Genomic DNA, 25,241 nt, shown 5'->3' with positions numbered 1-25,241 from the left:
CCAGTAGCCCAATACATCACAGCTTGTTTTTTAGCGTTATTATCCCCACCTACAATCGCCTGCCCATTTTGCAAAAATGCTTGGCAGCCCTCTCCCAGCAGGCTTTAACATCCTCTCATACCTATGAAGTGATTGTGGTGGATGATGGCTCTACAGACGATACAGTGGCTTGGCTCCACACTCAGTCCCTCCTAGATCTGCGATATTATTCCCAGTCTCACCAAGGTCCAGCCGCCGCCCGCAATCTGGGTCTCCAAATGGCCCAAGGCGATACCATCGTGTTTATTGATAGCGATTTAGTCGTCACAGATTCCTTCTTGCAATCCCATGCTGAGGCTCTACAGAGAGGGCAACAACAGTTGAGGCATCATCGCCTGTTTACCTATGGCCGCGTTATTCAAACTTGCAACTTCGCGGATCCAACATCGACCCCCTACAAACTTTCAGACTATTCAGCCGCCTATTTCGCCACCGGGAATGTCGCCATTGCTCGGCGTTGGCTAGAAGAGACCGGAGGCTTTGACCCTAGCTTTCAGCAATATGGCTGGGAAGATTTGGAGTTAGGCGTGCGGCTCCAACAGCTCAATCTCCAACTAGTCAAAGCACCCAAAGCAGTCGGTTATCACTGGCATCCTCCCTTTCACCTTGATCAACTGCCCCAGTTAATCGAACAAGAACGGCAGCGGGGGCGAATGGGGGCTAAGTTTTACCTCAAACACCCCACTCTTCACGTCAAAATGATGGTCCAGCTAACTATTTGGCATCGTTTGCTCTGGAGACTGCTAACCATTAATGGCCAATTAAACGAACGATCTCTCACACCGCTCTTGCAATTTTTGATCCACCACCATCACTCCCAAACGGCCCTCGGTATCGCCCGTATCTTCCTTAACAGGTATCAGGTGCAAAGCATTCACCTAGCCTATACCCAGCTTAGAGAAATCGATACGGGTGTTCAAGGCTGAAAGCCTAAGTTAGCCCCCACGTCAGCCAAAGCATCAATAGGACAGCTCATCGCTCAGACAAATGTAACCCCCAGCATTTCACCACTGATGATCGAGTCGATCAAAGCGGGCATGCTGAACATATACACCTGAGCGACCTATCAGCTATGTCTGTCTCTGATACTGATATTTTGCAGCGATATGCCCAAGGCCACCGGTCCTTCAACAAGATGGATCTAGAGGCCTGCAATCTGAGCCTCCAAGATTTGAACCATGCTTCCTTTGCGAGTGCCAACATGAGCCATAGCGTATTGCACGGAGCCACATTTATTGGCACATCTTTTTGCCAAGCCAACCTTAAAGCCGCAGGGTTGATTGCTGGAGACTTAACTGGCGCTAATTTAAAGGACGCCGATCTAAGGGATGCCCTCCTAACAAATTCTGATTTCTCTGGGGCTGACCTCAGGGGTGCAAACCTTAAACGCGCCGTCCTCGCCCGTGCGGTCTTGCGAGGGGCCAATTTAAGAGATGCAGATTTACGGGAAGCAGACTTGCGAGAAGCCGATTTCACCGGGGCTGATTTATCAGGTGCACAGGTTAAAACTCAGGCCCTAGAAGAAGCCATCTTAAACGAAACCATCTTTCCCGACGGGCGCATCGTCAGTTTAGAGCAAGCCTAAAGGATCAGGGGTCGTAGGATTAACGGATCTATCGGTACTAGCCATCCCTGAGAATCTATTATCTGAGGAAGCTATCCACCAGCCACAGCATCACGAAGATCACACAACTCAAAATAGCTTGAGGCTGCACCGGATCGGTTTGTAATCCTGTTTGTAAGAGGGCAGAGCCGATCAGGGCACCTACACCAATCCCAGCCAAGGTTAACAGTAGTGCCCGTCCCAATTTCTGTTCTTTACGGTTCAGCCAGTAGAGACTAAAGCCAACCCCTAGGGCTAACAGAAAAGCCAGGGTATCTACCGATTGGGACAAAAGAGCAAACCCAGCCAGGGCCGTATAGCAAGCCCCGACAATGGTGATCTCTTGCATGTCGGGCTGATCAATCGATTGCTGCAGCCAGTTGGGCGATGGGCTCAGTTGGGGCATGCTAAGCTTCGGGGTCTTTTTCTCCGCCAAGCGTTCGGCAAAGCGAATGCCTTCAGGCACCTTAATCTTGCCTTCTTGACGCTTACGCAAGCGGTCCATCAGGACAGAATCATAGGCCGCTTCTGCGGTTTGTCGGCATTTTTCGTCTTCCTGATTCTTGGCAATGATGCGATCTCGGGCATTTTGGATATCTTCAAAAGATGCGTTTTCAGCAACTTCCAGGATTTCATAAGGGTTTTGCTCGCTCATGCGTTTTTCTTCCATTGCCCTAAACTCTTGCCGACTCACATTCTGGGTTATATCGGGAACGTTAAAAAACGCTCTCATAAGAATCTAACAATAAAGATTCACTTCTACACCCTAATACGCTTAATTTACTCTTGCACACAACTTTCAGATTCTCTTCTAACTCTGGGGGTGCAATCTGGGAATTTGATGTGAAAACTTAACATTTCAGTCTTAGAAGGGGGCTTCATCTATATTGGCTTGGGATTGCAAAAAATCTAGGAATTCCAGCAATTCCTGATCCGTCAAATGTTGGCGGGAAAGCTTGTTATAGGTTTGCTGCAAATGCCGCCGTCCTTGGGTACTCGTCCATCCCAGGCGCTTCAGCTCCACATCGGTTTGAGCAATGATATCCGACAGATCTAGGGGGTGAGCCTAGGGCGGCGGCATCGGCTACAGGAGATCGAGGAGCTTTGCGTTTTGAAGTAGTCGTCTTCGATTTCTGTCGCCGAGCTGCAGCTCGGCGAGGTGGCGCTTCTTCTTCCACAACATCTGGGACCTGCAGGTCTTGCATTTGCAGGCCGGGATCATCCCACTCAGGTGCCGCATCAAGGGCCCGATTCGCAAGGGCCTGTAGGTCTTCTGATAAAGATGCAGGCTGCAGACGTGCTGGATCCTGTTCACCCATTAAATGAGCCTGGGTTTCAAAAGTCGCTGCTTCTATACCCAAAACCACTAAAGCCCGAGCCCGGGCATGGTCTTCTGCCTCTTCTATCGTCGATGCAGATGACAGTCCTGTTGCTAAGGTTGTGTCCCCTACTTGAATCAAGGCACGAACAATGTAGTGATCTGGCTCGGCCTTCAGTAACTCAGAGGTGAGACTCCCCGTTGGATATTGAGACCGGAACTGCGAGTACATCAACTGCCTCCCAGCAATCATCTCGACTGACGAGCCTAACGTTAGCATGATCCGCAAAATTGCGTCTCACTAAATTTTGCAAGCCCTGATAGCCTGCATTAATGACCAGAGTGTATTTTGAACTACTAAAAAATTTTCAAATTTTGTTTAGACTCTATTTTTGGATCGTCCATCAACCTCAACGTTGAAGATAGCTGAGTGGGTAGATGTCTTCACCCTGTTTAACCTAGCGTTGACTTATACAACTTCTGATTTCCTATACTTTAAAGGATAATCAGATGTGGCTTGCCAAAAGCCCGAATTATCTATCTCCTATCAGCCATCTTCAATTGGACGCTGAATTTTAAAAGCTGGGTAACTTTAAAACAATAAATTTAAATCACAAGATCACCATCGACGTTTTGAATCAGTAAATAATAAAGAAATGTTAATTCAATCCTCTTCGCCTGGTGTGACAAAACCGATTCGCAGTCATTTTGAGCGACAAGTACAAGTTATCCAAGGTGATGTCTTACGAATGGGGGCATTAGTGGAGCAATCTTGTCGTTTTGCCCACACTGCTCTGTTTGGACGTGATTTATCGGTGGTAGATACCCTCGCTAAGCAAGACAAGCAAATTGATCAGTTTTATAGACAAATAGAAGTGCAGTGCCTGCAGCTCATCGCGTTGCAGTCCCCAGTTGCCAGTGACTTAAGGCTGATCGGCACTCTGATGCAGCTCATTCGTGATTTAGAGCGGATTGGGGATTATGCTGAAGACATTGGCGAAGTTGCCGTTAAGTTATTTCCTTATCCAGTCGCCACTTACATGCCCGAGATCGAGCATATGTCGGAGGCTCTGCCAAAGCATGTTAGCCCTGAGTTTATCGGCCTTAACCCAACTCGATGCTGAAGTTGGACTCCAAGTCAAAGTCGAAGACGATGCCGTTGATGACTGCTATGACAATTTATACGAGGTCCTAGCCAGCCAATCTAACTCGGGTTCGACGGAACCTTTGCTCCTGTCGATGTTAGTGATTCGATCCTTAGAAAGGATGGCCGATCATTCCACGAATATTGGCCAAAGAGTGGCTTTTATTGTTACCGGAAAGCGGTAAGGATCCGAATTTTCTAAATCTTTAAAAATTGAAGCTTGGTATCAGGAACGCATTGACAAATTTCGTTTGACAGTTGTTCCACTGTGAGGAACGATCAATAAGGCATACAATGTTCATAGGGCGCTTCCGGTTTTTACACTCAAGCACTCGATGCTCTAACTGTTTTGCTGCAGTTCCGTCAACGTCTCAGAGTCAATGCTGCCATCGCAAAAAACGGATCCAGGTTCATTACAAAACCTAATCCTTTTCTAAACAGCATTCTCTATCCCCTTAAGTTTGCTAGACCATTGCTTAAAGGGCCATGAGCTGAGATTTTTTTGGTGGGCATGAGCATTGGTGACCTAAGCGGTTTAGATCATGCTAAATCTTCTCAAGCTATTCCCTCCAGGAGAACAGATGCTCCTGGTGTTATGGCTAGAACGATAAACAAGATTGGCACTGAGTTGAAGCCGGGCCCTAGCCACAATGAAGGACTAAAAGTTGCATGGAATTTTCGATTAGTACTCTGCTGAACAACTTTGCAGATGATAAGTTACTCGCTCCAAAAGCTTTAGAAAAGAAATTAGATTGCCAGGCTTCTGATGGCATCAGACAATTGCAAATCACCTTAGAAGCCCTGGAGAAAGTCGGTATCCTCACCAAAGAACGGGGTAAATATAAGCGTCTTCCAGAAGAAGGGGTTGTCGAGGGCAAACTTCGCTGCTCCAGTAAAGGCTTTTGCTTCGCCATTCAAGATCAAGACGATACAGAAGATATTTATATTCGAGAGAGCCAGCTCAATACGGCTTGGAATGGTGATCGTGTCCTCGTCAAAGTCACCAAGGAAGGACGCCGCCGCCGCAGTCCTGAAGGTGAAGTCCGACTCATTCTGGAACGCTCTAACCCATCCGTCATTGCCAGGGTCAAAAAAACAGAAGCGGGGGAATATCGAGCTGTTCCCCTCGATGATCGCCTTTTATTTGAACTTGCTCTCCACCAAGAAGCAGATGGCCCCGACTTAGAAGCGGCCATTGATCAGCTGGTGCATGTGGAGATTGTTCGCTACCCTCTAGGACAGCTCTCCCCCCTAGGCCGTGTCACTCAGGTCCTAGGCAGTGATGCCCAATCAGCGGCTGATACAGAGCTAGTCTTTTGTAAGTACGATTTGCCTCGTTCTTTTCCTGAAGATGTTTTAGAAGAGGCTGAAGCGCTCCCGAAAAAGCTGCGAAAAGCCGATCAGAAAAAGCGGGTGAATCTGCTTAAGGTGCCCACGTTTACGATTTGCGATCGCACCCCCAATCCCACCCAGCTAGACCATGCCTTTTCCGTCGAAAAATTAAGAGGCAACAAATGGCGAGTAGGCGTCCATGTCACCGACTTAGTCTATTACCTCGATGCAGACTCCTCCATCGAACGCCAGGCCAGCCAACGCAGTGCCTCCATGTTCCTGGGTGATACGGCACTGCCCCTTTTCCCAGAGACCTGCATCGAGCGCATTGGTGCCCTCACCGCTGGCAAAGATCACCTCACCTTTTCTGCATTGGTTACGCTGAATAACGATGGGGAAGTTTTAGAATTCGAAATTCAACCCTCCGTGATTCATGTGGATCAACACTTGGCCTATGAGCAAGTGCAGGACATTCTGGATGGAGATAGCAAAGATAAGCCCCTCGCAGATGCCATTCAGCTATTTCAGACGGTCAGTGAGGCCCTGAAAAAGCAACGCTATGAACGCGGTGGTTTTGATCTATTGCTATCCACCGCTCCTCCCCAAGTCATTGGGGACGAAGGAGATCTAGGGGCAGTCATCTTAGCGCCACCCGCCCAGGCCCACAGCATCGTGGCCGATCTGTTAGTCCTCGCCAATCACCTTGTTCTTTCGCATCTTCAAGAATTGGCTATTCCAGGGGTCTATCAAATTCAAGCCCCACCCGATGCTCAGGATCTCCAAGATCTGCTCAAGCTATCTGACAATATTCAACTTTCATTGAGCTTGCAGCAGGAAGACACCGTTCAACCCCAGGATTTCCAAACCTTTAGTCAGACCTTTCAGACTTCAGAACGCTCAGCCATCCTGTTTGAACTACTGCAAACCACCCTCAAGCCTGTCCAGTACAGTGCGGTTTCAGGGCCCCATTTTGGCTTAGCCCTAGTCAATAACTATGGCCACTTCACCTCTCCCCTTAATCGATACGGCGATTTGCTCAATCAGCGCATTTTGCATGCCGTCTTTACGGAAGGGCGCGATCGACGAACCTCCCGTGCCAAGGAAAAAGTGGACTTACGCCATAGCTCTTGTCATGGACAGATTAGCTGGAATGTCTTACCCCCAGAAACTCAGCGGCACTTAGAAGCCCTGATTACGGATGCGATTCCCCAATTGAATGAGCAAGCCGACCTAGCACGTCAAGCTTGTCAAGATCTGACCGGGTTGCAAAAGACGAAGCAAATGCAAACCCATACGGGCGAAGTGCTGCAAGGCATTATCACCGGAATTCAGTCTTATGGTTTCTTCGTGCGCATTGAAACCCTAATGGTTGAAGGGTTAGTGCATGTTAGTTCCCTCAAAGATGATTGGTATGAATACCGATCTCGCCAACAAACCTTAGTTGGCCGCAAAAATCGCTGTCAGTATCGTTTGGGCGATCGCGTGGATGTCGAGGTCAAGAGCGTCGATTACTATCGCCAACAAATTGACTTAATTGTCGTCGGTGGCGGTAGCGAAGCCCCTGAAGATGAGGTGACCGAAGCCCCCATCAAAGTGAATGGTAATGGTAACGATGAAAGCGATCTCCCAGATGAAACTGAGGAGGAATAGCTCCGACTGATTGCACGAAAGCCCCCACTCGATCTAGCAAGCGCTAACATGAATGCCTTAGAATTTTTCCAACTCAGCGAAGGCCGGTGGCGATCCCATCGCATTACTCACCATTTGCTCCTCCGCCGGTCCGAGTCAGGAAATACGGAAATCGAGGTTCAGGTCTTAGCCCCAGATGACCCCAAAGTCATCGAAATCTGCCAGTTACATGATGCTCAGCCGCACCTGGCCATTGGGGGATGTTTTGTGCAGTGGCGAGGCGCAATGGCCTGGGATCAGGATGAAGACGATCCCCATCGGGGGTCGACGGTATTTGTGTTGGTCCCCCATGAGGGCAGCGATAACTCCGGTCAGTTACTGCGGGAGCGGGGCTATGCCGAGAGTGTTCCGGTCGTGGGTCAGTATCAGGTGGATGCTCAAAACGGCCTAGTCTTAACCACCGAATATGACACTATGAGTTCTCAAGAACGGTTTTGGTTTGCCAATCCCAACTTGCGGCTACGGACTACGACAGTCAAAAGCTTTGGTGGATTTAACACTACCTCTTTTTGTGCGGAATCGAAGCTCAGGGATCAGATGGCCACTGCCCCCACGCCGGAGGCGCCCCAACTGCAGCCCCTCCACTCTTGGTTAGGGTGGTAAACCTAGGCTTGGGCTGGCAGTTCCAAAGAGTCTGCTTCATCTGCCGCACTCCTGGCTAAGTCGTCACGATAAACGTTGAGGTCAAACCAGAAGGTCGTACCGATGCCTGATTCGCTGATCAAATGGACACTCGCATGATGTTTGTCCAGGATATTCCTGACAATAGAAAGTCCTAGACCCGTTCCTTCCAAGGTATGGACTCGATTTTCAACCCGGTAGAACCGATCAAAGATAGCTGCTTGATCATCCGGCTCAATCCCAATACCCGTATCAGCAATTTCTACCCGAATTTGACGGGTTTGTTCCGCTAGAGGATAAGCCCGAATCATCACTTTCCCACCGTTGAGAGTGAATTTTAGGGCATTGCCAATCAAGTTCGTTAAGACTTGCAGGAGCAAATCATAATTTCCCCAGATCGGTGCAAGATTCGTCTGAATATCATAACTAAGCTCAATCCCTCGATCGCGAGCCGTCAGTTGATAGGTTCTTAGGGTTTGCTCCACGGGCTGGAGTAGATCAACGGCTTCAAATCGGTATTGCTTGCCCGACTCCAGCCGAGACAGATCCAACACATCATTCACGAGGCGAGTCAGCCGATCCGTTTCACGATTGGCCGTATCTAAAAACTCTTGGCGGTCCTCGACACTCAGGTCATCGCCATAGTCATGGAGGGTTTCAATAAAAGATTTGATATTGAATAAGGGGGTTCTGAGTTCATGGGAAATATTGCTAATAAATTGGCTCTTAGCTTCATTAAGCTCCACTTCCCGAGTAATGTCCTGCACCGTCATGGCGATCCCTTTGACCTTCTCCCGCTGCTGATCCAGCACCGTCGTCAGCAAGATGCGCACTGTTCGAGGAGTCGGCCCAGTTAGGGTAATCCGAAACTCGCTGCCTTCTTGTCCAGCAGCACTCTGATAGAGCGGACGCGTTAACTCAATCTGTACAGGCTCTGGCAAATGATTGAGGACATTCTTACTCACCACCTCGCTATCCCAATTGAATAAACGTCGAGCAGTGGGATTCGCCAGAATCACGGCTAAGTCCGTATCCAGTAGCACAGCCCCATCCGCAATGGTTGACACTAGGGTTTCCAGCTTCGCTTTCTGGGCTGTCAGCTCCTCAATATTTTGCTCCTGATAGCGTTCTAGCCGTTCAGCCATATCATTGAAGCTGAGAATCAGTTCTCCTAATTCTCCGCCAAAGGGTAGGTCAACACGCTTTTTGAAGTTCCCGGAGGCAATCGTTTTTACCCCGACTACCAGCTCTTTAATCGGGTTGGTAATAATTAGAGCGTTAAACACGGCCCCCAGGATCACCATGACCCACAGGATGATAAACACAGCAATCGTGACATCGCGGGTTAAGTGGGAGGAGGTAACAGCTGTGGGGTTGGGGTTGATGCCAATCGCCAACACACCCAGATATTGTTCCTCTTGCAACAGGGGAACAAATACATCTGTCACCTCACCGTCTGGGGTGGAGTGCTCCCGCACCATCACCGATCCAGCCGTGGGAATAAAGTTTTCAGGCAACTGCATCAGCCGCTGCAAGGTCAAGGAACTATTAACCTGAGTTTCGGAATAGGGAATACCGTAATAGATGCGGCCTTCCTCGTCGGCATAGATCATGTAGCGAATGCTAGAGGTGCGGCTATAAAACTCCCGCGATAGTTTGGCTAAGTCACCATAGTTATGGTCCGCCACCAAAGGAGCCACGTTAGATGACAAGAGTAACCCTAAGTCTCGACCAAACCGATTGTCTTGCAGGCGAGCATCTTGCTGAATGCTATTCACAGCCCAAAACGTCAGGGAACTCATGAGCAAGGACACCACAAGGGTTGCAGCGACCATGAGCCGAGTTTGAATATTGGAGTCGGCCCACCAACTCACAATAATTTTTCTGAATCTTTCAAACAAGAGCTGAATCAAAACAGAACCTAAATGGACTTAAACAGGTAAGGCACACTCCTCAGAGAGTTCATCCGTAGGGCATTCATTCGAATATGGGTGTTCTTAGAATAATGATCCCACATATTTTATTTTGGCATGATCTTCAACATCCCTGGAGAATAGCTGAGCTACGACCGATGATTTAAAACGTTGTCTTGAATTTATATCTGCCAGAAATTCCAGTAGAAATTCGCGAATTGACCTATTCACAATAATTACGAGGTAACATCGTGAATACGATGAAATTCTCAGTCCCTCGTCAACAGCTCTATCATTTGCTCCGCCAATCGTCTGAGCCAGATTTGGCTGCGGCTGCACTTTATATTGCCCAGGAAGAATATCCTGCTTTAGACGTTGCAGAATATCTCAATGCTTTGGACACGATGGCGCTGGAAGTTGAGGAGCGACTGCCAGCTGATCCATACCCGTTAAAAGTTCTGCAAACTCTGAATCGTTATCTATACGAGGATCTAGGCTTTACCGGAAACAGCCAACATTACTACGATCCCCGCAATAGCTTCCTCAACGATGTCTTAGATCGGCGGTTAGGCCTTCCCATCACCCTATCCCTGGTCTATATGGAGATTGCCCGTCGTATTAACTTCCCCATGGTGGGGATTAACTTTCCGGGACACTTTCTCATTCGTCCCCATCGAGACGACATGAATATCTTTGTCGACCCTTTCTATCAGGGGGAGATTTTGTTTGAGCAGGACTGTTGCGATCGCATTACGCAAGTCTTTGGGCATCCGATGGATTTGCGGCCTGAATTCTTTAGCGTGGTAAGTCCACAGCAGTTTCTTGTGCGGCTATTGAACAACCTTAAACAGATTTATTTGAATGACAATCAATTGGAAAAATGCCTCAGCACTTCCGAGCAAATTCTGCTCGTTGATCCGCAGTGTTATAGTGAGCTGCGAGATCGGGGTATCTTGTACTATCATGTAGGCCGTTGGTCTGAAGCCCGACAAGATTTACAGGATTTTTTAGCCCAAAACCCTTCCCCTGAACACATTTCTTTAGTGCATAAGCTGCTTAATCAAATGAACGAATTTTCCTAACATGGCGAAGAGTCTTTTACAATAGGTATTGTTTCTTACGTCACGAATCGGTTCCCCTACTTTTGGACATCCACGATTCACCTAACCTCTGACTTCCGCTGATGCAACACGTTTGTTCTACCTCTACCGACCTAGTTTTTGCTGGTTTTCATGCCCTCGCTGACCCTCTCCGTACTCACGTTTTAGAGCTACTCCGCCACCGAGAACTCTGTGTGGGTGAGTTATGTGAGTCTCTAGATATCAATCAGTCTAAGCTCTCGTTCCATTTAAAAGTCTTGAAGGATGCTGAATTAGTCCATACCCGTCATGAGGGACGCTGGATCTATTACAGCCTTAATTTGGCTCAGTTTGTTGTTTTAGAGCAATATTTGGCTGAATATCGTCGAAACTCAGAAATCATGCCCCCTCGAATGTACGCCTCTCCCACTAATCCATAGATATTTTCCAGACACAACACTAGTTCTGATGGGAATAGATCAAGCATGACTCAGTCAGCTCACGGTACGTTGCACATAGAGTGGCTGACTACTTCTACTTTTATCGTAATTCTGCGTAATTGACTCTCGAAGTGTTGATCGCCCAGCAAAAACAGTTCGCACCGATCAGGCCGATCCCTTGATTGTTTATGTCTCAGATTCACGACCCATTCAACCGCCAGCGGCAAGCCAAACGGGTCGTGGCACAGCCTTAGGGAGACAGCTGGGCTTTGGTTTTCTCCGTCCTCGCCTTTGCCTGTTGCAGGGTTTGGCTGCGTTCTACCAGTTGCATAAAGGCAGTCCGATAGCCTTGGGAATCCTTCCCTTTGGCTTGCTCTGCTAGATCCAACACCTGGTTAAAGGTTGAGTCTCCTTTATATTCTGAATCCCGCAAGACCATGCCATACATAGCCACGGCGGCTGAAAATTTGAGGTTGTCGGTTGCAGCTTGAATCGAACGAGTCTGATCTGCGATCGCAGTACTGATCAGCTTACTCTTACTGCCCGTGGGCTGCTTGTACCGCAGCTTTAGGTTCATTAGATCTGAACTACTGCTGCTGGAAGTTGGTTTTTGGAACTTCAGCGGATCAATATCAGGCAGTTCGACATTGCTGGTCACCCCTGTAGGTACGACCTCGTAGAGGGCCGTAATGGTGTGACCGGAACCTATCTCACCAGCATCTTTGCGATCGTCGTTGAAATCCTGATCCCGCAGCAGGCGATTTTCATAACCAATCAGGCGATAGGCTTGGACTTTTTCAGGGTTGAATTCCACCTGAATTTTGACGTCCTTGGCAATGGTGAATAGGGTTCCTCGCAGATCGTTGACGAGCACTTTCTGGGCTTCTAGCAGCGTATCGATATAGGCATAGTTACCATTGCCTTTGTTCGCCAGTAACTCCATTTTGTTGTCTTTATAGTTGCCCGTGCCGTAGCCTAAGACCGTCAGAAATACGCCCCGATCTCGCTTTTGCTCAATCAGACGCTCTAGCTCTGCATCGCTGGATTGGCCGACATTAAAGTCACCATCTGTCGCTAGAATCACTCGATTATTGCCGTTTTTCAGGAAGTGGCGTTCGGCCATATCGTAGGCCATCTTAATTCCGGCTGCACCCGCAGTGGAGCCACCTGCCTCTAGGCGATCGATAGCATTCATAATGGTGGCTTTTTGCGTACCTGGTGTGGACGGTAAGACAATGCCAGCCCGTCCGGCATAGACGACTAAACTGACCCGATCTTGGGGCTTGAGTTGATGGACGAGTAAGCAAAGAGATTTTTTAACTAAGGCTAGTTTATTGGGGCGTTTCATAGACCCTGACACATCAATCAAAAACACCAAATTACTGGGTTGTTCTTGTTCTAGTTCCTTGCCTTTGAGGCCAATCTGCACGAGCTTATGCTGGCTATTCCAAGGGGCAGTCGCCACCTCAGTACTCACAGAGAAAGGCTGATCGCCTTTGGGAGACGCGTAGTCGTAATCAAAGTAGTTAATCAGTTCTTCTAGACGCACGGCATCTTTGGGCGGGAGTTGGCCTCGGCTAATAAAGCGTCGTACATTGCTGTAGGAAGCTGTATCTACATCAATAGAGAAAGTGGATAAGGGCGTGCGCTGAGGCAAAAAGAAGGGGTTTTCGTTGATGTGCTTATAGTCTTCGGTGTTGAATGTGCCGGGTAAGTGACGGCGATCTTTATCCTGAAATCGAGGTTTAGGAGCTGGAGCAGCAATGCTGGTGGGCGGTGCAATCGACTTGGCACGTCCGATTTGGTCACGGCTAAGTTTGGATTGGGCAGCGACTTCATTCGCTAGGGCTGGAGCAGGCTGCGCCCCTGTAAGGGCAGGGGGGCGGCCAGTCGGTCGAGGACGTCGGGATGAAAATCCAAACCGTCGATCCCCCGGCTTACGGGGTTGATCCACTTGGCTGAGCTCTGTAGCATAGTCTTGCTGTAAGCGTTTGAGAAGAGTCGCATCTGCGGAACTCAAAGCCTGACCCTGTAAACGCTCTAAGCTACGAGCCAGTTGGATCAGACTTTGGGCAAACTCGGCCCGGGATAGCCCTAACTCAATTTCTACAGGGGTGCGTCCCAGATACTGTTCATAGAGCTTGCGCAATGCCTCGACATCTTTATGGGCTGGCAGCAGCAATGACTCAGCATTGCAACCCTTGATTCTAGTTTGGGGTTGTGATTTTGCTTGGGCAATATTGAGTGGCTGGCATGCACTCATCGTCACCAGTAAGGCGGCGGATAGTGCACCCGACCGCTGCCAATTAAATTGCTTCATTGCATCCTTCTCCTCAATTCCAAGGGGTTCCAGCATAAGTCTGGAGTGATTTCATCCTAGTCGCTGAATTTAGGATGACCCGCCTCGTTTCCAAAATTGAAATGGCTCAGCATGTTACTGTCCAACTTTGAAATGCAAATGAACTCGTCTGGGATACTGCAACCACAAATCCCAGGCCAGCATAGAACTGGACATTTTTATAACGTTGGTCAAAGTCTTAGCAGATGATGCAAGCTGGCCCGATATTCATCGAATTTGGTTTTGAAGGTATTTCGTCACCCTATATCTCTCCAGACCAAATATGGGATCTGTTGGAAACCCTCACAAACTACAAACCGTCAAAAAGGGACCAGGTTTTTAATTCCAACCTTTGCTTGACACCTCTAGTCAGGCCTTAATTCTAGTGAGCACAGGATTAAAAATGAGTGCTTTACTCTGTCGACAAAAGGATATTCATATAGTTCATAAGATGTCAAAAAAGATTGACCAATCATTGAACCAAATCGACACCAAGTCCCAGCAATTAAAGTCGATTACTCTTTAGAGAAGAGCAATCATAATGGATTCATGGTTAAATCTAAACCTGTTAAAAAAAACAAGTGTAGACTCATGATACTTTATAGTACTTTAAAACTTATATTTTTATCTCAACTTAATTCGACTACCAGCCTACAAAAGCCTTTAAGCAATGAATACAAAGAATATTTTAGCTGAGTTATTCTAGAAATAATCACTAATCAAAAAGATACAAGAAAATAATATTAATTATTTAGTTTGACGCAAAAAATAGTGTGTTTAAAAATTAAGCATGTCTTCTATTCACTACATCTTCACATACTAATAATAGCTTATCAATGTTGACTATCTAAACATAACAACATGGCGATCTTAAATCGAGACAAATTTGACCAGAAGATTTTGAGTCTGGTTAATCAGGAACGATCTAAAGCCGGGTTGAATGCCTTAACTTTAAGTCAGAAATTAGATCAAGCAGCGGATGGACACTCCACCCGCATGGCGGCTGGTGATTTTTTCAGCCATACTGATCCGCAAACTGGAACGAGTGCAGGAGATCGGATTGAAGCTGCTGGATACACAGGTTGGTCGACATGGGGTGAAAATATTGCTGCAGGGCAGACTACGCCTGAAGCTGTCTTTCAGGGATGGATGCGCAGTTCAGGACATCGCGCGAATATCCTCAACTCAAGCTTTACCCATATGGGAGTGGGGTACCACTCTTTGAATAATGATACGGGAAGCGTCAATTATTCTCGTTATTGGACTCAAGTATTTGGTGCTGGTGCTGATCCAGGCAACTATGTCGCTCAAACAGATGGTCAAACCAATCCTGTGGCAAACAACCCACCTTCTGCAAACACTGCTACTGCAGGTAATGATCTGCTCAAGGGGACGATCAAACCCGACAAGATAGCGGGTTTGGGAGGAAATGACACGATCAAAGGAGCGAATGGAGCCGATACTTTATCTGGAGGTAGTGGTTTCGATTCTATCTACGGCCAAGCTGGGAATGATCTCCTGAGTGGAGGCGGGGGCAATGATCGGCTGAAGGGAGAATTAGGAAACGATCTGATTAGGGGGGGAAGCGGAAACGATTACCTCGAAGGAGGAGCAGGAAAGGACCGGCTTTTTGGAGAGATTGGCAAGGATCGACTTCGAGGTGGAAGTAACCGGGATACTCTGGATGGCGCTCAAGGTAATGATTCTCTTTATGGCGATGGTGATAATGATCTGTTGCTAGGTAAAGATGGTAATGATCGCCTATATGGGGGCTCAGGACAAGATAAATTAGTCGGTCATAAAGGGAATGACACTATGTTTGGCGGCTTGGGAAATGACTCCCTCTATGGAGGAGATGGTCGGGATGTCTTGACTGGAATTGGTAGCAATTCCAGTGCTTCTAAATCTCAGAAAGATAAACTCAAAGGTGGATCGGGTGGCGATTTGTATATCCTAGGTAACCAATCCCAATCGTTTTATGATGACGGAAGAAATAACACCCTAGGAAAGGGAGATTACGCCCATATCGAAGGATATAAGGTTGCCGAAGGGGATCGCATCCTTTTGCATGGATCTGCCAGTGAGTATAGTTTGGGTTCATCGCCAACAGGCACTCCCTCTGGGCAGGCTATTTTCCTTAAAACACCTGGTATTGATGAACTGGTTGCGGTTGTCAGTGGCTCAAGTAATTTGAATTTGAACGGCTCAGGCTTTAATTACACTGCTTGAGTTTTAGCTCATTTGATAGGGAATACAGCTTGATGACTGACTGAAGTTCAAGCTGTATTCTCCATATCATCTGCATCCCAAGTAGTCTGTCAGATACAGAGGTAGCTCAGCCTATCAGAATCTGCAATATCAACGTTACCTAGTTTTGGCGATAGTTCCAGTTGTCAAAAACGGACACATCCATTGTTTCTGAATCTATTCCGCACAACCCAGATTGATGGTTTTCGTCAAGCTAGGTCCCGTAGTCAGACCAGGCTGAATAAGAGTTGCGGTTAACTGCACTTCGGAATAGCACCGATACTCCGCTAAAAACGGAAACGAATAACTAAACTGATCATTGGCATTGATGGCAATAGATCGTGATTGCACCTGATTCCAAGCTGGGACAGGTCCCGTAGCAGACGTATTATAGCCTTTGGCGTTGATAGCAAGCACTAAATTGGTTCCGGGCTGAGTTTCTTGGGTACCCGGTTTAACTTTGACCGAAATCAGTAAGTCCATTCCTAATCCGTAGGGATTCCAGGGCTGATTCAGGGGAACAAGCTGGTTCTTCAGCCGATTAAAAAGTTGCACATCGATGGCCTGGAGGACTGCATATGCGGAGGTTGGGCCTTGGGGAGTGGGAGCTGCTGAAGTCTGTGCAGGCACATCCGTCGTGGAGGGGGAAGATGCACTGGGAAAGACATCAGAAACCGTGTCTTCTCCCTGTAGGGGGGGGAGTGCATTACTATCGACGGGAGTTCCTGTCGAAGGGCTGGTGGTTGGAGGTGGGGCCACTAAAGGCTTTTCTAGCTCAGAAATGGCGAATTTGCCGACTATTTTATCGATGAGTGTGCCTCTTGAGGCTTCGCCATCGGAAACGAAGTCTCCATCAGTATCAATCAATACTGCGCCGACGGTAAATACACATTGCAGCTCCAGTCGATCGATGTCTTTGCGGGCCCGATATTGAATGTCTCCTCCGAGAGAACCGCATTCATTTTGACTTGTGCGTACGGGATCCGGGAAACGAGTTTTTAAGGGCTCGGTATAGCGAGATCGACGGGGCAGAGGCGGCAAAAACTGAGCTTCATCGCCTGGATACGGGAGAACATCGCGAGATAAACCATAGCGATCGCCTTTTTTGACTTCGGTGTCCCAACAGGCCACATTGACCTGTCGCCCACCCCGAGTGTTTTTGAATACATGAAGAGACAGAATGCGATCGCGGGTGCAATTCAGCTTCGCGGTCGGCCATTGGGTACGGAGAGTTTGCAAAAGCTGATCACAGGTTTGCTCAGTACCGCAATCTCCTTTAACGGTAGAGGATACAGCTGAATCAACGGTAGGTTCTGTAGGAGAGGAAGACTGAGCTAATATGGGTTGCCAAGGTGCCATCGCAAGTCCTAATCCCAACCCCAGCCAATGAAAAGTCTGCATAGTCTGTCCTTCCTGTGAGCAATATGTCCAGATGTGCCCGTATCGTAGATATCGTCTACGAATGACCTATTATTGTTCCGTAATTTACAGGGTTCAGGAACGATTACTCAATAAGTTTTGATAGGGCTAAATAAATTGGGTTAGTGTCCATCCCCTTCATAACGTCATAAACCGAATGGAAGCCACCCGATCCTGACGTGAATGACCTCATCTTCATCCATCAACACCACCTAAAGCGCGACAATATTGACAGCCCCCTCATCGATCACCCGAAAGACTACCCCTGATGATTTCATCGAGATAGCACAAAAAACACCTTCAGAGTTCTGTGCGTGAGTCCAGATACTTCCACCTAACTACTCTCATTAGAGTGCTACCGACTAGGATTCAATCGGTAATCTTTCAACTGTTTGAGATATTGTTCCGCTTTTTTGCTTTCAGTAATGTCACGGCAAACAGCCACCATACTCCCATAGTCTGTAAGCGTTAAAGAAATCTCCTGAGCAAAAGTAGACCCGTCTTTTCTAGTAGCCGTTGCTTCTCCAAACCATGAACCTATTTGCTTCATCTGGGGGAATATCTCGCCCTCAAAACGTTGGTTCTCCTGAGTGGAATATAAATTGGTCCAAGGTTGACCCACTAGCTCGACCGGATCTACATAACCAAATAATGTGAGGTAGCCTTGATTGACATAGAGATAGGCCCCTTCTTGCACAATCGCAATACCATCGATGACGGCCTCTATTGCAGCCAGTTGCTGATTGATAATAACTTCAGCATCCCGGCGTTCTTTGCGATTATGGGCTTCTCTAACCTCACGCTGAACCGCCTCTGACAATCGGACGAGATTATCTTTCATCAAATAATCGTGGGCACCCGCTTTCATCATCTCCACAGCGAATTCTTCACCGATGGCTCCTGAGACCACAATGAACGGTATGTCCAGCTCTGATTGTTGAACCATTTCCAGAGCTGCTGGTGCATCAAAGCCTGGCAAATGGTAATCCGCAATGATCACGTCCCAAGCGTGTTCCCTAAGCAAAGTCCGAAGAGACTCCGCAGACTGCACTCGTTGCCAATGAAGGCGAAGACCACCAGATTTTAATGTGCGAATAACCAATAGCGCATCATCTTCAGAATCTTCAATAAGAAGAACATTAAGCGGTTCATTCCTAGTCATAGACCTTCTGTTTTCAATAATGTCTCGTTGTTTCGAACCCGATACTACATCAACTGGAATCCTGCATTCATCAGTTGATGAACGAATAGCTATTAGCCTTAGAGTGATTGTTTTGAATGCCCACATCTTTGCTAGATGAACTTAGGCATTTTGCAGACAACCATCCAGTTTGTTTATCCACTCGGATAGAGTTCAATATCTTTAATCTAAGAACCTTAAAGTACAACAGCATAAAGCTGTCCAGTGGATCAGAGATACATAAAACATTCCATTTTTCTGTATCATTTTGCGTAATCAGCATAGAGGCGGCTAAACTACTCTGTTTCCATGTTCGTATCATGAAGATCATTATTCACTAACTAAATCAGACCAATCACGACTGTTATTCTATAACATCTTCTTAACGCTTGACATAGGAGAAAAGCAGCAAAAAATATTTACATTTTCTAATAGCAGCTTGATATCATAAATATTCCTTTATCAGATAGATCTTTTTAAGCTATTTTATCTCTAGCAAGAGAAATCAATCCAGCCTCTGATTGCGTAGGATAAATACAAGAAAGCAATATGATTAAAGACATTTAATAATTAAACTTTGTGCCATAACAAGCCGAAAATTCTTAACGGCTGATACCTATCGCTATTTCTAAGAGATGGACAAGTGATTAAGCTTAAATCTACCAATAAAGATAGATATAATTAGAATAAATCAGAAAATCAATAGTATATAGCGACTAAAGAGTAAATATACCTAAAAAATTTACTTAATAAAGATTATAAAGCTGGATTTAGTTTACTTACTATTGTCAAAATCAAACAAAATGAGGTATTTACCTATGGAGATCCATCAATAACTAGACTTAGAATTCAATCTATCGAATAAGTATTCTAGTAATATCTTCATACTCATTTAGCAAGAATATTGAAAATCTTTAAAAGATAAAATATATATACAATCTTGTTGACTACCCTCTCTTGTAAATATACTAAAATGGCTTTTCAGTACATAGTCTTAAGCACATCAATATCAATATTATTGGCTTACTGACTTGAGTTGCATTTGGGGGATATAAACGCTCAATCATGGAAAAACAGACTGCTAAAAGATCTGGATTTCAGGAAGAGCAAACCTGGCAAAAAGCCATCCTAGATAGTGCTGACTTCACGATCATTGCAACAGATACCCAAGGTATTATCCAAACCTGTAATGCCGGAGCACTCAAGCAACTGGGCTATACTGCCGAAGAGATCATCGGCAAAGTCACCCCAGCCATCATTCATGATCCTCAGGAAATTGAACAAAGAGCCCAGCAGCTCTCTCAGGAACTAGGCTACGTCATCCAACCTGGTTTTGAAGTTTTCACGACCAAAGCCCGATTAGGCATGCCTGATGAAAACCTTTGGACCTATATCCGCAAGGATCAAAGCCGCTTTCCTGCTCGCTTATCTGTGACTGCCTTATATGATGAGGCCGGAAATTTGACGGGCTTTTTGGGTATGGCCAAGGACATCACAGAACAACAGCAAGTTGAACAATCTCTCCGAGCAAGTGAAGCCCGATTTGCTAAAGCTTTTGAGCATGCAGCGATTGGGATGGCCCTCGTCTCACCAGAAGGTCGTTGGCTAAAAGTCAATGCGTCGGTTTGCAATATCACAGGCTACTCTGAATCAGAATTACTGGCCCTCACCTTCCAGAACATCACCCATCCCGAGGACCTAGACGTTGACTTGGAGACGATAAACCAACTGCTAGCCGGTGAGATTGACCACTGCCACTTAGAAAAACGATATATCCACAAACAAGGCCATGAGGTATGGATCTCCCTCAGTGTTTCGCTGGTGTCTCAGGAGGATGGTAGTCCTCTCCATTTCGTTGCTCAGATCCAAGACATCAGTCAGCGGAAACAAGCTGAGGCAGACCTAAAGCACTTAAATCTTGGCCTAGAGCAACTCGTTCATGAACGGACAAATCAACTGGAAAAAGCATTCGCAAAATTGAAAATTTCGGAAGCGAGCTACCAGGATCTTTATGAAAATGCTCCAGATATGTATGTATCTGTAGACGCCCACACTAGTAAGATTTTGCAATGCAATCAAACCTTATGTGATGTATTAGATTTAGGTAAAAATGAACTGATAGATCGGTCAATATTTGATGTTTATCATCCAGATTGTCACTCCCAAGTAGAATTCGCATTTCAGACTTTTGTCGCCACAGGGGAGGTTCAGGATGCTCAGCTACAACTCCAACGCAAAGATGGCAGCAAGTTAGACGTTAGCCTCAATGTCCGAGCCGTCCGAGATGAGGCTGGGAATGTCTTATATAGCCGTTCGAGCTGGCGAGATATTACCGATCGAAAACGGCTGGAAGCCCAGTTGCAGCAGGTCAATACAGAGTTAGAACAGCGTGTTCAAAAACGGACTAAAGAACTACGGATTACCAATCAATCCCTCAGGCAGAGTCAGGAACAACTAGAGTTCGCATTAGAGGCTTCTGGAGACGGTTGGTGGGATTGGCGGATCCTCTCGGGAGATATGTATTGGAGCCCACTCTTTTATCAGATGTTGGGGTTTGAGGATGGAGAAATGCCAGCCTCGTATGAAACTTGGGAGCGCTTGGTCCATCCTGAAGATCTGCCTTGGGTGATCGATCTGCTCAAAGCCCATTTGCAAGATCGTTCAGTGCCCTATGTCTTTGATTACCGAGTGCTCGCTAAATCAGGACAATGGAAATGGATTGCCGCGATGGGAAAGGTTGTGGAATGGGATGCCCAGGGCCAACCTCTGCGCATGGCTGGGATGCACCATGATATTAGTGAGCGCAAACAAGCTGAAGCTGAACGACTGCAAGCAGAGAACATTCGCAAAGAACTCACGTTATTAGAGCAGATTCTCGATGATGTTCTTGCAGGATATTGGGATTGGGATATTCCGAGGCATCATGAATACCTCAGCCCTGGATTTAAACGAATGTTGGGCTATCAGGATCACGAATTGCCAAATACCCCTGAAAGCAGGCAGAGCCTAATCTTTTCAGAAGACTTGCCGGTGATGTTGGAGTGTCTGGACAACCATTTCCAGAGTCGAGGTGAAACGCCTTTCTATCATGAAGGTCGATACCGTCATAAAGATGGTTCAACGGTATGGATCATTAGTTCTGGGCAAGTGATCGAGTGGAATGCAGTCGGACAGCCCCTGAGGATGATTGGCTGTCATGTAGACCTCAGTGATCGCATACTAGCTGAAGAACAAAGCAGGCAGTATGCAGCCCAACTAGAAGCTTCTAACCGAGAATTGGAAGCGTTTGCCTATTCTGTTTCTCATGACTTACGAGCCCCCCTCCGAGCCATTGATGGCTTTAGTCGCGCGCTCCTCGAAGATTATGAGGATCTCTTTAATGATGAAGCGAATGACTACTTCGATCGCATTCGGAATAATGTGACTCGCATGAGTCAACTAATCGATGGCTTACTCGATTTATCACGGGTCTCCCGCTCACAAATTCACTATACTTCCGTCAACCTCAGTACTTTGGCGCAAGAGGTAATAGACCAACTGCAAGCAGCAGAACCAGAACGGCAAGTGAATGTTCAGATTATGCCGGATGAGGCTATCTCTGCTGATGCCACATTGATGCGAGTTATCCTCACAAATCTACTCCAGAATGCCTGGAAGTTTACCCATCACCATGCCACTGCTCATATTGAGTTTGGCTTGGGTAATCACAAGGGTGAACTGACCTACTTTGTCCGAGATGATGGAGCAGGATTTGATATGACTTATGCTCAGAAGCTTTTTGGTGTTTTCCAGCGGTTACATAGTACCCATGAATTCCCAGGAACTGGGATTGGACTCGCCTCGGTGCAACGGGCTGTTCATCGTCATGGCGGAACCGTTTGGGCAGAAGCCGCTCCAGAGCAAGGTGCTACTTTTTACTTCACCGTTCCCAGTTCACATTCTCACTATAGGAATAAAGATCATGGTCCTACCTCGTCCCATCTTGTTAGTGGAGGATAATCCAGATGACGAGCAGCTTACGCTACGGGCTTTGAAACGGAGCAAGGTAACCAATCCAATTATCATTGCCCGAGATGGCGCAGAAGCTTTGGAGGTCCTCTTTGCGGCGGATCCGCTGCCAAGTCTAATATTGCTGGATTTAAAGTTACCCAAAATTGATGGGTTAGAGGTATTGCAACGCATTCGTTCCGACCAGCGTATGGAACTTTTACCTGTGGTAATTCTTACCTCTTCTAGCGAACAACGGGACATTATTGAAAGCTATCAACTCAAGGCCAATAGCTATGTGCGCAAGCCTGTAGACTTTGAGCAATTTACCGATGCTGTATCCCAGTTAGGGTTGTATTGGTTGCTAATCAATGAGACGTTACCGAAAGATTTATGACGGTGGGTGAGTCTCTCCAGGTTCTTCTCATTGAAGATTCAGAAGATGATGCGCTCTTAGCCATTCGCGCCTTAAAATCCAGTCATCTTCGTCTCGATTGGCAACGAGTGCAAACGGTTGAGTCTTTTTGTGCTCTGCTAAAGGATCAGACTTGGGATGTGATCATTGCGGATTATCATTTGCCAGGCTTTGATGCGCCTGCAGCCCTGGAAATGGTTCAAAAATCTGATCTTGATATTCCTTTTATTGTTATTTCGGGAGCTATCGGTGAAGCGGCAGCCGTAGAAATGATGAAAGCGGGGGCCCACGATTACTTCATGAAGGATAATCTGACCCGATTGGCTGAGGCCATTCGGCGTGAAGTTCGAGATGCCAAAGTTCGTCAGGAGCATCGCGATGCTGAGGTTATTTTAAAGCAACAACAGGCTGCAATAGAAGCCGTCATTGATGGCATTGCAATTGTGAAAGCGGGCACCTATCTCTATCTGAATCATGCTTACCTTGAGCTATTTGGCTATGAAGATTCGACTGAACTAGTGGGTAAATCCTGGCACTCTTTATATATTGCTGAAGACGTAAAGCGGCTTGAGAACGAGATATTTCCCTTATTAGCCCAGGAACAGTCATGGCGAGGAGAGGCGATAGCCATTCGAAAAGATGGGTCTACCTTTGCTCAAGAAATTTCTTTGACCCTCACAGAGGATGGGACGATAGTTTCTGTTTGCCGCGATATCACTCAGCGCAAACAGACGGAACAGCAACTGAAGCAGTTAAATGCTGATCTCCTTTTTTCGAATCAAGAACTGGGACAATTTGCCTATGTCGCCTCCCACGACTTACAAGAGCCATTGCGCAAGATTAGGAGTTTTGCTGAATTACTCTCCGAACGATATCAAGATCAATTGGATGATGTAGCCGATCGATATATCAGCTACATCACCAATGGGGCCATCCGCTTGCAAGGGTTGATTGATGATCTATTGAGCTATTCTCGGGTCAGTCAAGCTGAGTTTAATGTCCAGGAAACCAATCTTGAGGTCCTCTTACAGCAAGTGACATCGGATTTAGAAACGCTGATAGAGACCAGAGGTGTGATTATTTCAATGGATCCTTTGCCTACTGTTTTGGCGAATCCCATACAAATACAACAGCTCTTTCAGAACCTGCTTTCTAACGCTATTAAATATTGCCAAGCTGAGGTTCCTAAAATTCATATTGGCATCACTCAAGCACATGGGACTTGGACAATCGCCATTAAAGACAATGGCATTGGCATTGATCCTCAATTTTCTGAGCGGATTTTTGTGATTTTCCAGCGTTTACACAATCGAAATACGTACACGGGCACAGGGATTGGTTTGGCTATTTGCAAGAAAATTATTGAACGACATGGGGGACAAATTTGGGTGGACTCACAAGAAGGTCAAGGGTCAACCTTTTTCTTTTCTTTGCCTAGTAGTTGTGATATTTGACCCCATCAATGCCATCGAAACGGCCATTTCCCATGATCTAATTCAGTACTGATGTCATCGCCTTTTGGATGCTTACTGAGCATGGCGTTGGAAATAAGAATGGGGTTTGAAATCCATATTCTTGGCCACGAGTATGGTGGGAAATGCTTGCAATGACTGGTTGTAGGCTTGGACGGCTTGGTTGTAGCGCATACGTTCGGTGGCGATGCGATTTTCAGTCCCAGCAATTTCGTACTGGAGGTTGATAAATAATTCGCTGGACTGGAGAGAGGGATTGCGAGTGGCGATGGTTTGGAAGTTTGCGATGGCCGCAGGCCGGTCGGAGACTATCGCATCCTGCATCGCCCCATTTGCCGCTTGTTGCTGCGCCATCGTCTCTGCCTGGGAAAGCCCAGCTCCTGTATCATTTCCTTCTCAGTGCTGGCGTAGGACTGGGCCATCTGGGTGAGTTGGGGAATGAGATCGGCACGGCGCTGGAGTTGGTTTTCGACCTGTGCCCATTTGCCCTCAACCGTGGACTTAGCAGCGTTGAGATGGTTGTAGGTCCCTCCGAACCACAGTGTTCCGAGTAGGGTTACGGTAGTTGCGATCGCACCTCCCAACTTCAGTTGTTGCCGCCGCTTTACCTGGAGTTGTTTGGCTTCTGCTTCCTCCTGCTGTAGTTGCTGATACGCCTTCTGAATCAGCTCGGGCGGGATGTTGGCTTCAGAACCTGCATCCATCATCTGTTCGAGAGAAAAATCATCTGCCCCGGTTTCTTGGAGATAGAGCTGGCCTGCTTTTTCTCAAACAATCAGCACCCAGTCTTCAAGAATGATGTTGTTGGAATTCATAATCACTCAAGGTAAGGCTTTTCAGCAAAATCTAGATAAAAGATGGTCACTATAACTGATTCATTAATTGAGTGAACTCAGAGGGAGTATTCGTGTGGGATTCAGAGGTCTGATCACAGCAAACACATCGACTTGTAATTAGCGTTTCCCCATCAGTGAACCATCTTGGACGTCGAAGAACCTGAATCGT

16 protein-coding genes and 2 pseudogenes are annotated in these 25,241 nt (G+C 46.8%); 11 read left to right on the top strand and 7 right to left on the bottom strand.

Going from position 1 to position 25,241, the window contains the following annotated elements; translation table 11 throughout:
* Positions 1–23 precede the first annotated feature (23 nt).
* Both HRE53_RS19070 and HRE53_RS19065 read left to right on the top strand, forming a co-directional pair.
* Complete coding sequence (locus HRE53_RS19070) at positions 24–965, top strand: glycosyltransferase family 2 protein (protein ID WP_235111172.1); 942 nt, start codon at positions 24–26, stop codon at positions 963–965.
* Positions 966–1,111: 146 nt separating this feature from the next.
* On the top strand, positions 1,112–1,624 hold the full coding sequence (locus tag HRE53_RS19065; RefSeq protein WP_235107565.1) for a pentapeptide repeat-containing protein: 513 nt from the start codon (positions 1,112–1,114) through the stop codon (positions 1,622–1,624).
* Between the two features lie 58 nt (positions 1,625–1,682).
* On the opposite strand, the gene HRE53_RS19060 is transcribed toward HRE53_RS19065, so the two are convergent.
* Both HRE53_RS19060 and HRE53_RS19055 read right to left on the bottom strand, forming a co-directional pair.
* Entirely contained in the window at positions 1,683–2,375 is a 693-nt protein-coding gene (locus HRE53_RS19060; protein ID WP_235107564.1) for a CPP1-like family protein, read from the bottom strand.
* Positions 2,376–2,601: 226 nt separating this feature from the next.
* Positions 2,602–3,192, bottom strand: a complete 591-nt coding sequence (locus HRE53_RS19055; RefSeq protein WP_235107563.1) for a hypothetical protein — start codon at positions 3,190–3,192, stop codon at positions 2,602–2,604.
* A 424-nt stretch (positions 3,193–3,616) separates the two neighbouring features.
* On the opposite strand from HRE53_RS19055, the pseudogene phoU reads away from it, so the two are divergent.
* From phoU to HRE53_RS19040, 3 genes and pseudogenes are all read left to right on the top strand, one after another.
* Positions 3,617–4,289 (top strand): annotated as a pseudogene (gene phoU / locus HRE53_RS19050) (phosphate signaling complex protein PhoU).
* Between the two features lie 484 nt (positions 4,290–4,773).
* The gene (locus HRE53_RS19045; protein WP_235107562.1) at positions 4,774–7,086 is read left to right on the top strand and encodes a ribonuclease R family protein; all 2,313 of its coding nucleotides are present in this window, start codon (positions 4,774–4,776) and stop codon (positions 7,084–7,086) included.
* A gap of 48 nt (positions 7,087–7,134) precedes the next feature.
* Positions 7,135–7,728 (top strand): phycobiliprotein lyase, encoded by a 594-nt coding sequence (locus HRE53_RS19040; RefSeq protein WP_212664835.1) that lies wholly within the window; start codon positions 7,135–7,137, stop codon positions 7,726–7,728.
* A 2-nt stretch (positions 7,729–7,730) separates the two neighbouring features.
* On the opposite strand, the gene nblS is transcribed toward HRE53_RS19040, so the two are convergent.
* Complete coding sequence (nblS, locus tag HRE53_RS19035) at positions 7,731–9,620, bottom strand: two-component system sensor histidine kinase NblS (RefSeq protein WP_212664834.1); 1,890 nt, start codon at positions 9,618–9,620, stop codon at positions 7,731–7,733.
* Positions 9,621–9,919: 299 nt separating this feature from the next.
* Between nblS and HRE53_RS19030 the strand changes: the two genes are divergently transcribed.
* Together HRE53_RS19030 and HRE53_RS19025 are read left to right on the top strand one after the other, a co-directional pair.
* Positions 9,920–10,741: a SirB1 family protein gene (locus HRE53_RS19030; protein ID WP_212666163.1), complete on the top strand. Its 822-nt coding sequence runs from the start codon at positions 9,920–9,922 to the stop codon at positions 10,739–10,741.
* A gap of 101 nt (positions 10,742–10,842) precedes the next feature.
* Positions 10,843–11,178 (top strand): helix-turn-helix transcriptional regulator, encoded by a 336-nt coding sequence (locus tag HRE53_RS19025; protein ID WP_212664833.1) that lies wholly within the window; start codon positions 10,843–10,845, stop codon positions 11,176–11,178.
* Positions 11,179–11,428: 250 nt separating this feature from the next.
* Here HRE53_RS19025 and HRE53_RS19020 read toward each other — a convergent pair whose 3' ends face one another.
* Complete coding sequence (locus HRE53_RS19020) at positions 11,429–13,498, bottom strand: VWA domain-containing protein (RefSeq protein ID WP_235107561.1); 2,070 nt, start codon at positions 13,496–13,498, stop codon at positions 11,429–11,431.
* Positions 13,499–14,377: 879 nt separating this feature from the next.
* On the opposite strand from HRE53_RS19020, the gene HRE53_RS19015 reads away from it, so the two are divergent.
* Positions 14,378–15,745 (top strand): CAP domain-containing protein, encoded by a 1,368-nt coding sequence (locus tag HRE53_RS19015; protein WP_235107560.1) that lies wholly within the window; start codon positions 14,378–14,380, stop codon positions 15,743–15,745.
* Between the two features lie 195 nt (positions 15,746–15,940).
* Here HRE53_RS19015 and HRE53_RS19010 read toward each other — a convergent pair whose 3' ends face one another.
* The gene (locus HRE53_RS19010) at positions 15,941–17,164 is read right to left on the bottom strand and encodes a hypothetical protein (protein WP_235107559.1); all 1,224 of its coding nucleotides are present in this window, start codon (positions 17,162–17,164) and stop codon (positions 15,941–15,943) included.
* A gap of 373 nt (positions 17,165–17,537) precedes the next feature.
* Positions 17,538–18,344 (bottom strand): response regulator, encoded by an 807-nt coding sequence (locus HRE53_RS19005; RefSeq protein WP_235107558.1) that lies wholly within the window; start codon positions 18,342–18,344, stop codon positions 17,538–17,540.
* 1,083 nt (positions 18,345–19,427) lie between these two features.
* Between HRE53_RS19005 and HRE53_RS19000 the strand changes: the two genes are divergently transcribed.
* Genes HRE53_RS19000 through HRE53_RS18990 form a run of 3 tightly spaced genes read left to right on the top strand, consistent with a single transcriptional unit; the run spans position 19,428 to position 24,218 of the window.
* Positions 19,428–22,361 carry a PAS domain S-box protein gene (locus HRE53_RS19000; RefSeq protein WP_235107557.1) on the top strand — a complete coding sequence of 978 codons (2,934 nt, stop codon included), beginning with the start codon at positions 19,428–19,430 and terminating at the stop codon, positions 22,359–22,361.
* On the top strand, positions 22,324–22,746 hold the full coding sequence (locus tag HRE53_RS18995; RefSeq protein WP_212664826.1) for a response regulator: 423 nt from the start codon (positions 22,324–22,326) through the stop codon (positions 22,744–22,746). The genes HRE53_RS19000 and HRE53_RS18995 overlap by 38 nt, the downstream gene beginning before the upstream one ends.
* 2 nt (positions 22,747–22,748) lie before the next feature.
* Positions 22,749–24,218, top strand: a complete 1,470-nt coding sequence (locus tag HRE53_RS18990; RefSeq protein WP_235107556.1) for an ATP-binding protein — start codon at positions 22,749–22,751, stop codon at positions 24,216–24,218.
* 72 nt (positions 24,219–24,290) lie between these two features.
* Here the strand turns inward: HRE53_RS18990 and HRE53_RS18985 are convergent.
* Positions 24,291–24,940 (bottom strand): annotated as a pseudogene (locus HRE53_RS18985) (LemA family protein).
* Positions 24,941–25,241: the final 301 nt, after the last annotated feature.

The sequence above is a fragment of the Acaryochloris sp. 'Moss Beach' genome (genome assembly GCF_021497025.1).
In the GTDB taxonomy this organism is placed as follows: domain Bacteria; phylum Cyanobacteriota; class Cyanobacteriia; order Thermosynechococcales; family Thermosynechococcaceae; genus Acaryochloris; species Acaryochloris marina_A.
This window is presented reverse-complemented; position numbering and strand designations above follow the sequence as displayed.

Excerpts from the sequence above, each read along its gene's own strand:
- HRE53_RS19015 (WP_235107560.1), top strand. The coding sequence starts at position 14,378 with ATGGCGATCTTAAATCGAGACAAATTTGACCAGAAGATTTTGAGTCTG.
- HRE53_RS19005 (WP_235107558.1), bottom strand. The coding sequence starts at position 18,344 with ATGACTAGGAATGAACCGCTTAATGTTCTTCTTATTGAAGATTCTGAA.
- HRE53_RS19055 (WP_235107563.1), bottom strand. The coding sequence starts at position 3,192 with ATGTACTCGCAGTTCCGGTCTCAATATCCAACGGGGAGTCTCACCTCT.
- HRE53_RS19040 (WP_212664835.1), top strand. The coding sequence starts at position 7,135 with ATGAATGCCTTAGAATTTTTCCAACTCAGCGAAGGCCGGTGGCGATCC.
- HRE53_RS19030 (WP_212666163.1), top strand. The coding sequence starts at position 9,920 with ATGAAATTCTCAGTCCCTCGTCAACAGCTCTATCATTTGCTCCGCCAA.
- HRE53_RS19020 (WP_235107561.1), bottom strand. The coding sequence starts at position 13,498 with ATGAAGCAATTTAATTGGCAGCGGTCGGGTGCACTATCCGCCGCCTTA.
- HRE53_RS19045 (WP_235107562.1), top strand. The coding sequence starts at position 4,774 with ATGGAATTTTCGATTAGTACTCTGCTGAACAACTTTGCAGATGATAAG.
- HRE53_RS19060 (WP_235107564.1), bottom strand. The coding sequence starts at position 2,375 with ATGAGAGCGTTTTTTAACGTTCCCGATATAACCCAGAATGTGAGTCGG.
- HRE53_RS18995 (WP_212664826.1), top strand. The coding sequence starts at position 22,324 with ATGGTCCTACCTCGTCCCATCTTGTTAGTGGAGGATAATCCAGATGAC.
- HRE53_RS19010 (WP_235107559.1), bottom strand. The coding sequence starts at position 17,164 with ATGCAGACTTTTCATTGGCTGGGGTTGGGATTAGGACTTGCGATGGCA.
- HRE53_RS19065 (WP_235107565.1), top strand. The coding sequence starts at position 1,112 with ATGTCTGTCTCTGATACTGATATTTTGCAGCGATATGCCCAAGGCCAC.
- HRE53_RS19025 (WP_212664833.1), top strand. The coding sequence starts at position 10,843 with ATGCAACACGTTTGTTCTACCTCTACCGACCTAGTTTTTGCTGGTTTT.
- HRE53_RS19000 (WP_235107557.1), top strand. The coding sequence starts at position 19,428 with ATGGAAAAACAGACTGCTAAAAGATCTGGATTTCAGGAAGAGCAAACC.